The sequence below is a fragment of the Streptomyces boluensis genome, from assembly GCF_009908195.1.
Taxonomy (GTDB): Bacteria; Actinomycetota; Actinomycetes; order Streptomycetales; family Streptomycetaceae; genus Streptomyces; species Streptomyces boluensis.
In genome coordinates, this window is record NZ_JAAAHS010000401.1 from 1 (window position 1) to 6,650 (window position 6,650).

The following is a 6,650-nucleotide window of genomic DNA, read 5'->3' on the forward strand; positions in this document are numbered from 1 at the left end:
GGGCAGAGGGCCAGTACGTAGACGCCGCGCCGCTTCTGCTCGTACCAGAGGGCCTCGGAGAAGGATGTGACGAACGCTTTGGTGGCGCTGTGGACCGCCTGGCCGGGCTTGGGGGCGAAGGAGAGGGTCGAGGAGATGTTGACGAGGGCGGCTCCGGGGCGGGCGGTGGCGAGGAAGGCGTGGGCGAGGGCTACGACGGCTTCGCAGTTCAGGCGGATCGCGGCCTGGAGGGCGTGGGGGTCGGCGTCGTCGAACGGTCCGGCAGGGACGAGCGCGGCGTTGTTGACCAGGAGGTCGTAGGGCCTGGCACGCAGTGCGGTGGTGAGGGCGTGCAGGCCCGACGGAGTGGTGAGGTCTGCGGTCAAGTAGGCGTGAGGGCCGTCGAGTTGACCGGTCAGGGACTTGAGACGGTGCTCGGTGCGGGCGACGGCGGTGATGGTGTGGCCCTCGGCGGCGAGGGCCAGTGCGAGGGCGCGGCCGATGCCCTCGGTGGCGCCGGTGATCAGGGCGCGGGTCACTGTTCCGCCTTCGGGGCGGTGTCGGGGGCGTAGAGGAAGGAGAAGCGCTCCATGACGTTGCTGCGCTCGGTGTTGTGGAACGCGGCGATCCGCCAGGTGTCGCTGTCGTCGCTGCCGTCGGTGTCGCGGACCAGGGTGAAGGTCGTCACCTTCGAGAGTTCGTCCGCGCCGGGCTTGTCACCGGTGTAGTCGGCGCCGCGGCTGGTGAGGACGGCGACGTCCTTGGTCAGGAAGCGCATGTCGAGGTACCTGGCGGCGAGCTTGCTGTCCTTGAGGAAGCCCTTGAAAAGCGCGCGGTGGCTCGCGGTGATGTCGGCGCGGCCCTCGTAGTGGCTGCCGATGTAGGTGGTGTACGTGCCGTTCTCGGTGAACTGGCGGCCGTACGCCTCCGCGTCACCGCGCTCCCAGGCGTCGCTGAGGGCGTCGAGGGTGGCGCAGACGGCCTCGCCGTCGCGGCGGTCGGCGTCGGCCGGGATCACCTCGCCGCAGGTTTCGGCACCGGTGCGCCGCACGTCGGAGGTCGCGTCGAGACATATGTACGCGCCCACGGCGCCGAGAGCGACGACCAGGGTGGTGGCGAGGGCGGCGCGCTTGACGATCTTGGTGTTCATGGTGAGGACTCCCCGTTCGGTTGGTGGCGGGCCAGTGGTGGCGGACCGGTGGTGGCAGCGGCCACAATGGCCACACCCGTGCAACAACTGCACGCATGCATTATCTGCACACATGCAGATATTAGGCAAGGAGATGACGACGTGTCGACGGCGGAGCAGGACCAGCGGGCGATCTTTCGCGACTACATCGATGCCGTGGGGCTGCAGGCCATGGCGGGTGCGGAGGCAGCGGGCCTCCAGGCGTCCGAGTGGTACGCGCTCAGCCGCATCAGCGCGGCGGGCGGGCTCACCTCAGGTGAACTCGCGGCCGGGACGGGCCTCACGACGGGCGCGACGACGCGACTGATCGACCGCCTTGAGCGTGCGGGATACGTACGCCGCGCCACGGACCCCGCCGACCGGCGCAAGGTCCTGGTGGAGGCGGTACCCGACGCACTGGGCGAGGTCGAGGCGGCCGTGGCTCCGGCGCGGCGGCGGATCGGGGAGGTGCTCGGCGAGTACACGCCGGAGCAACAGGCCCTGCTTTTCGACTACTTCAGCCGCGCGGCCCCGGCGTTCCGGGCCGCTACGGAGGAGATCCGGGCGGCGACACGGAAGAAGGCGGCGACACGGAAGAAGAAGGAGCGCTGACGTCAGAGTTTTTCGGCCCCTCGGTCGTCGGAGTCGACGGCCCTTCGTCCAACGGAGGGCGCACTCCTCGAAGTTCACCGCGCCGGCTCTGTCCCGCCGGGGCGGCTGTGCCCGTAGGTCCCGTAGGTGCCGTAGGTCCCGTAGGTCCGGGCGAGTACGGAGACCGCGTCAGCCATGGCCTGGCGCAGTTCCTCCGGCGCGACGACCTCGACATCGATACCGAGCCGCAGCAGCTCGCCACACGCGTGCTCGGTGCTCTCCGTCGGGATGACGGCCTCGCTCCAGCCGTCGCAGCCGACCGCGGTCGCGGTGGCTTCAACTGCCCGTACCACCTCAGGCGGGACGTTGGCAGCCAGCCGCTCGCGTCCCCTCGGCGACAGCCGGACGGTGGCGGTGCCCGTATAGCGACGTGCCTGGAAGTCGTCCAGGTAGGACGACCAGTACGCACCCAGGACGAAGTCCTCCGGCCGCTCGAAGCGCTCGTCGCTCACCACCGCGTCGAGGACCTGGGTGACCCGGTAGGTGGCGGTCCGGCCCTTGGCCGCGGCCACGAGGTACCAGGTGCCGGACTTGAGCACCAGGCCATAGGGATACAGCCGACGGTCCACCTCTTGCGGTGCGCGCCAACGGCGGTACCGCACGTCCACCGCACGCCGGCTGAAGACCGCGTCCACGAGCAGGGGCAGATACGGGGTCGCCTCGGCTTCCCGGTACCAACCCGGAGCATCCAGGTGGAACACCGCGTCGGTCCGCGTCGCCTCTTCGCGCATGGCCGCAGGCAGCGCGGCCAGCAACTTCAGCCGCGCCGCGGCCACTTCCTCGGCGAGCCCCAGATCGGCGGCGGGCGTGGGCAGTCCGGCGAGGAACAGCACCCTGGCCTCGCGCTCGCTCAACCCGGTGAGGCGGGTGCGGTAACCATCGACCAGCTGATAGCCGCCGGTACGGCCCTGCTCGGCGTAGACCGGGACCCCGGCGGCCTGCAGACGGTCCAGGTCGCGGTAGGCGGTACGCACGGAGACCCCCAACTCATCGGCAAGGCGTCGTGCCGACATGCGGCCACGGGTCTGGAGCAACAGCAGCATCGACAGCAACCGGTCGGCAGACATACGAGGATTCTGCTCCGGAGCTCCGAAACACTGACAGGTTCTGGCACACCTGGGCCCTACCGTCGGCCCAGGTCGGTCCACCCGACTCGTAGCAAGTGCTCGAAGCAGGTGCTTGAAGCACGTGCTCGAAGCAAGTCAGAGAACGGAGTCCGCTGTGCCCGGAACCGCCCCCGTCGGCCATCCCGCTGTGATCGAGCTGCGCCAGTACACCCTGCGCCCCGGCCGACGGGACGAGCTCATCGAGCTGTTCGACCGGGAGTTCGTCGAAACGCAGGAAGAGACCGGGATGATCGTCCTCGGCCAGTTCCGCGACCTCGACGATCCGGACCGTTTCGTCTGGCTGCGCGGCTTCGAGGACATGGAGGCCCGACGGGAGGCCCTGTCGGCCTTCTACGGCGGGCCGGTCTGGGCCGCGCACGGCCCCCAGGCCAACGCCACCATGGTCGACTCCGACAACGTCCTGCTGCTGCGGCCCCCGCCGGACCGGCGCGGCTTCGCGGTGACCCCGTCCGAACGGCAGCGGGCGGGCGCCGCGGCACCGGACCGGTTCGTGGCCGCCGCACTGTGGCACTTCCCTCCGGGTACCCACGACGGCACCGAACTGATCCAGAACCGTCTCGTCCCGCTGCTGCGGCAGACAGGGCCCGCACCACTCGCCGTACTCGCCACGGAACCGGCGGCCAACACCTTCCCCAGGCTCCCGGTCCGCACCGGGGAGAACATCGTCGCGGTCTTCACCTCGTACCCGGACGAAGCCGCCCACCACCGCCACGTCGCCGACGCGACGGCCCATCCCCTCGTACGGAACGAGATTCTTCCGGGCATCGAGCGAGCGCAGGCCACAGCTCCGCTGTTCCTACGACTCGCGCCCACGGCCCGCTCACTCATCCGTTGAGGGCCGTTGAGGTCCGGCCGGGTGCCCGGCGGGTCAGGTCTCAGGCGGCGCTGTGTTCAAGCGGCGCTGTGTTCAAGCAGGTTCCTGAGCCTTTCCTCGTTCCTCGGCATCTCCTTGCGGACGTGCGGGCGGACGACCAGCGGCACGAGCAGTTTGCCCACACCGTGCCCCTCGAAGTCGACGCTCAGCGTCAGGCGTGAACGCTTTCCGTCGTCGAGGGGCTCGATCGTGCCCTGGACGTCTCCCCTGACGGGGCCATCGGTGCCGTGGAGATGCCAGCTTCTCGGCGGATCGAACTCGGTGACCTCCATGGTCATGGGGATCTCGCGGCGGCCGATCTTCCGGGTCACCTCGACCTTGGTGCCCACACCCATCGCGGCGTCGCCGACTTCATGTGCGGATACCGCGCTCTCCTGCCATTCCGGCAGGTGGGAGGGGGTGGTGACGTACGAGTACACCTCCTCGGGACTGCAATCGATGTCGATCGTTTCCTTGATCGCAGACATTGCGTCCCCTTTCGCAGGGATCTCACTGAAATGATCCCACCCCGGCCGATAAGGGGACCAGGCCAGGCAGCCGCATCCGGGACCGGCGTGATCCAGACGCGGCCCTAGCATCTCCGGCATGTCCATTCACGAAGTCCGGATCGGTGCTCTCCAGGGCGGCCCCGCGAATCTCGCCCAGTACCGGGGCAAGGCGGTCCTGGTCGTCAACGTCGCCTCCAAGTGCGGCCTCACCCGGCAGTACACCGAGCTGGAACAGCTGCAGAAGAAGTACGCGGGGCGGGGGTTCACCGTTCTCGGGGTGCCGTGCAACCAGTTCGCGGAGGAGGAGCCCGGAACGCCCGAGGAGATCGCCGAGTTCTGCTCGTCCACGTACGGAGTGACCTTCCCGCTGACCGAGAAGGTGGACGTGAACGGCCCCCGGCGGCACCAGCTGTACGCGAAGCTCGTGCGCGTCGCGGATGTGGACGGGCACAAGGGCGACATCCGCTGGAACTTCGAGAAGTTCCTCATCGCGCCCGACGGCACCGTCGCCGCCCGCTTCTCCCCGCAGACCACACCTGACTCCTACGAAGTCGTAGAGGCACTGGAGGAGATCCTTCCCGCCTGACGCGGCCTCGGTCGGCCATGCGTGCCGTCCATAACTGGCCTGCGGGGATGGGGAGTTGCGCCGGGTTGGCTGTCTGCTTACCCGTGACGCCACTCATCGGCGTTCATCGGTGACCGCGCTCAGGCGTTCATCGGTGACCGCGCACTCTCCGCTCGGGGTCCCTTCCACGTGTTGCGGCCGAACATGGGTTCTGGTCGAGTGGATAGGCGGGGGACGCGTACCGCCTCAGCCCCGATCCGGAAGAAGTGCGCGACATGCGAACTACTCCCTCCCGACGCCTGTGCGCAGCCGCGCTGCTCGTGGCGTCCGTACTTGCTCCGGTGGTGGCGACTCCCGCCGGCGCCGACACCGCGGCCCTCCTCGCAGGCACCGACCGAGCGGGCAGCGACCGAGCGGGCACCGCCCGACAGGCCCAGGACGAGTGCTCGCCGGACGACGCTCTCGGAAGCGATACGACCGCTCGCCTCGACAAGGCCATCGAGGACGTCCGCCGGGAGGCCGCCATCCCCGGTGTCGCCGTCGGACTGTGGATGGAGGGCAAGGGCTGCTACCTCCGCGCGACCGGGGTCGCCGACAAAACGAACCGCGAGCCGATGACCACCGATCTGTACACGCGGATCGGCAGCGAGACCAAGACCTTCACGGTCACCGGCCTGCTCGAGCTCGTCGACGACGAGAAGATCGGGCTCGACGACCCGATCTCCCGCTACGTCGACGGCGTGCCGAACGGCGACAACATCACGCTGCGTCAGCTCGCCGAGATGCGCAGCGGACTGTTCCCGTACACCGAGGACCCGGGCTTTGTACGCGATCTGCTGAGCGACCCGAGCCGCTCGTACACGCCGCAGGAGGTGCTCGCGTACGGCTTCAAGCACAAGAACACCTTCGCGCCGGGCAAGCAGTTCGAGTACTCCAACACCAACCTGGTGCTCCTCGGTCTCGTGATCGAGAAGGCGAGCGGGCAGAGCGCCGCCGACTTCATCCGCGAGCGGGTGATCCGCCCGGCCGACCTCGACCACACGGTGTTCCCCAACGGCGCCGAGTTCCCCGACCCGCATCCGCGCGGCTACACCAACCAGACGACGAGCGGCAAGATCGAGGACTCCACGGACTGGAACCCCAGTTGGGGCTGGACGGCCGGGGCGATGATCTCGAACCTGCACGACCTGCGCCGCTGGGCCAAGATCGTCGCCACCGGGGAGCTGCTCAGCCCGGAGACGCAGAAAGAGCGGCTGCAGACACTGCCGACCGGTTACCCCGGCACGAGTTACGGCCTCGGCATCTTCAACAGCGACGGCTGGATCGGGCACAACGGCTCCATCCCTGGCTACGAGAGCGTGACGGTCTACCTGCCTTCGCTGAAGGCGACGTTGGTGGTGCAGCTCAACACCGACGTCACCCATGACGGCCAGGAGCCGTCCTCGCTGGTCGCCCGAGCGATCACCCAGATCGTCACCCCCGACAACGTCTACGACCGCCCGGTCCCCCCGCGCTAGTGTTCCGACGGGTCATATCGCGTACGGGGGAGGGCAGTTGGGCAAGCGGCGTTACGTCGCCCGAGGGGTGCCCGGTGGGTATCGGGTCTGGGACAACAAGGGGCGGCGCTGGTGGGGTGACCTGTACGAGCTCTGCCCTGACGATCTGCTCGTGGAGCTGAACAGCGGGGCCCGGCCTGAGGAGATCACCGCTCTCATGAAGCGTTACCGCGCACTCAGGCGATAGCGGGCGAGGCCGCCAGCACCCCCCGCGGACTCCGTCTCAAGGATGACCGCGCCCC

9 protein-coding genes are annotated in these 6,650 nt (G+C 68.9%); 5 read left to right on the forward strand and 4 right to left on the reverse strand.

What is annotated here, in order from left to right:
• On the reverse strand, positions 1-518 hold a 518-nt coding region (locus GUY60_RS32035), incomplete at its 3' end, for an SDR family NAD(P)-dependent oxidoreductase (RefSeq protein WP_161704261.1).
• The gene (locus tag GUY60_RS32040; protein ID WP_161704269.1) at positions 515-1,129 is read right to left on the reverse strand and encodes an SgcJ/EcaC family oxidoreductase; all 615 of its coding nucleotides are present in this window, start codon (positions 1,127-1,129) and stop codon (positions 515-517) included. The genes GUY60_RS32035 and GUY60_RS32040, both read right to left, overlap by 4 nt.
• Positions 1,130-1,270: 141 nt before the next feature.
• On the opposite strand from GUY60_RS32040, the gene GUY60_RS32045 reads away from it, so the two are divergent.
• Entirely contained in the window at positions 1,271-1,759 is a 489-nt protein-coding gene (locus GUY60_RS32045; RefSeq protein ID WP_376771342.1) for a MarR family winged helix-turn-helix transcriptional regulator, read from the forward strand.
• A gap of 74 nt (positions 1,760-1,833) precedes the next feature.
• Here the strand turns inward: GUY60_RS32045 and GUY60_RS32050 are convergent, their stop codons facing one another.
• A complete protein-coding gene (locus GUY60_RS32050; RefSeq protein ID WP_161704273.1) occupies positions 1,834-2,865 on the reverse strand; it encodes a helix-turn-helix transcriptional regulator in 1,032 nt (343 codons plus the stop codon).
• A gap of 154 nt (positions 2,866-3,019) precedes the next feature.
• Here GUY60_RS32050 and GUY60_RS32055 point away from each other — a divergent pair, with 154 nt between their 5' ends.
• On the forward strand, positions 3,020-3,760 hold the full coding sequence (locus GUY60_RS32055; protein ID WP_161704275.1) for an NIPSNAP family protein: 741 nt from the start codon (positions 3,020-3,022) through the stop codon (positions 3,758-3,760).
• Between the two features lie 56 nt (positions 3,761-3,816).
• Here the strand turns inward: GUY60_RS32055 and GUY60_RS32060 are convergent, their stop codons facing one another.
• Positions 3,817-4,266 (reverse strand): SRPBCC family protein, encoded by a 450-nt coding sequence (locus GUY60_RS32060; protein ID WP_161704277.1) that lies wholly within the window; start codon positions 4,264-4,266, stop codon positions 3,817-3,819.
• Positions 4,267-4,384: 118 nt separating this feature from the next.
• Between GUY60_RS32060 and GUY60_RS32065 the strand changes: the two genes are divergently transcribed.
• The 3 genes from GUY60_RS32065 to GUY60_RS32075 all read left to right on the forward strand — a co-directional run bounded on the left by GUY60_RS32065 (position 4,385) and on the right by GUY60_RS32075 (position 6,595).
• The gene (locus tag GUY60_RS32065; RefSeq protein WP_161704279.1) at positions 4,385-4,873 is read left to right on the forward strand and encodes a glutathione peroxidase; all 489 of its coding nucleotides are present in this window, start codon (positions 4,385-4,387) and stop codon (positions 4,871-4,873) included.
• A 254-nt stretch (positions 4,874-5,127) separates the two neighbouring features.
• Entirely contained in the window at positions 5,128-6,369 is a 1,242-nt protein-coding gene (locus GUY60_RS32070) for a serine hydrolase domain-containing protein (protein WP_161704281.1), read from the forward strand.
• A gap of 37 nt (positions 6,370-6,406) precedes the next feature.
• Positions 6,407-6,595, forward strand: coding sequence for a hypothetical protein (locus tag GUY60_RS32075; protein ID WP_161704283.1), 189 nt, complete (start codon positions 6,407-6,409; stop codon positions 6,593-6,595).
• Positions 6,596-6,650: the final 55 nt, after the last annotated feature.